Source organism: Bacillus cereus group sp. Bc031, from assembly GCF_027716265.1.
In the GTDB taxonomy this organism is placed as follows: domain Bacteria; phylum Bacillota; class Bacilli; order Bacillales; family Bacillaceae_G; genus Bacillus_A; species Bacillus_A paranthracis.
Window position 1 is genome coordinate 1 of record NZ_JAQFUL010000205.1, and the last position, 1,099, is coordinate 1,099.

A 1,099-nucleotide genomic window follows, 5' to 3' on the forward strand; every position below is an offset into this window, starting at 1 on the left:
GTTTTAACAAGAAAAGATTTAAGAACATTTCATCAGGATTTAGATGAATTTTTAAAAAAAGAACTGCCACATATCTACAAAGGTGGCATTTTAAACGATAAAACGATTGGTGTTGATACCGTTAAGGATTTAAAAAAGCATTCTGATGAAATACATAAACAAAAACAACAACAAAAAGCGGATGCGACCGCAGAAATGAAAGTGTTTAAAGAACCAAAAGAAGTACTGAAGAAAATTGAAGCATCAGCAAAGAAAACGATGTTTGGAGATAAGGTCACATTGCCGTCTAAGGAATTTGAGAAATTAAAAGATTTATCTGTATCTAGCATGAAAGTACAATATCAAGCTGAAAAAAGAATGGCTGCAGCAAATGAAAAAATTGAAGAGTTAGAAGAGAAGTATTACGAGGCGGATCGAAGGGCAGATAATGCGGAATTTCAATTTGGGTTACTGGAAAAAGAAGTAGACACGCTGAAGGAACACAGAACGGATGCGATTGTATATAAGAGCATGTTGCAAGATATAAACAAAGATTTAGAGATTAGCGACACTGAAAAGAAAGGACGTTTGATTCTCCATAGTCTAGAGAATGGGCATAAGCCTAAAAATCGAAAAGAAGGCGAACAATGGCTTTCTATCCTGGAAGAGAATAAAGAGGCGAAGACAATCCCTCAGAAGCGTTTAGAGGGCTTTATAGAGCGTTTAAAAGAATTCCTAGATAAAATACTAGGGAAAGAGCGGAAATACTCTTTATCGGGCTTAAAACGTCAATCAGAGCAATCTAAAAAAGAGAGACGACCAAAGACACAAAAAAATAGAGGGATGGAGCTATAAAAAAGGCGATACCCAGTGTAAGGGGCATCGCCTTTTTGCTCTATTTTTGCATAGATAAAATGAATTTTACGCCTTGTTTAAAGCCTTCTCTATAAAATTCTTCTTTCATGTTCGACATTTCTAGAAGTATTGCTACTTCAAGTTGTTCAAATTCTTCAAAAGTGAATTTGTCTTCGTGTTTATGTAATTCCTTAAGATTTTCAATTTTTTCTAGTTCCTGTACACTTTGCTCAACAATCATTTCTAACATTTGGTTTGCAGTCAT

General features: G+C 34.8%; 2 protein-coding genes. One reads left to right on the forward strand and one right to left on the reverse strand.

Annotated elements, in window-relative coordinates; translation table 11 throughout:
• Nucleotides 1–834: hypothetical protein (locus tag PDQ33_RS28885; RefSeq protein WP_262727702.1), on the forward strand; the 834-nt coding region annotated here is incomplete at its 5' end.
• Between the two features lie 40 nt (nt 835–874).
• On the opposite strand, the gene PDQ33_RS28890 is transcribed toward PDQ33_RS28885, so the two are convergent.
• The coding region (locus tag PDQ33_RS28890; RefSeq protein ID WP_000126359.1) for a hypothetical protein at nt 875–1,099 on the reverse strand (225 nt) is incomplete at its 5' end.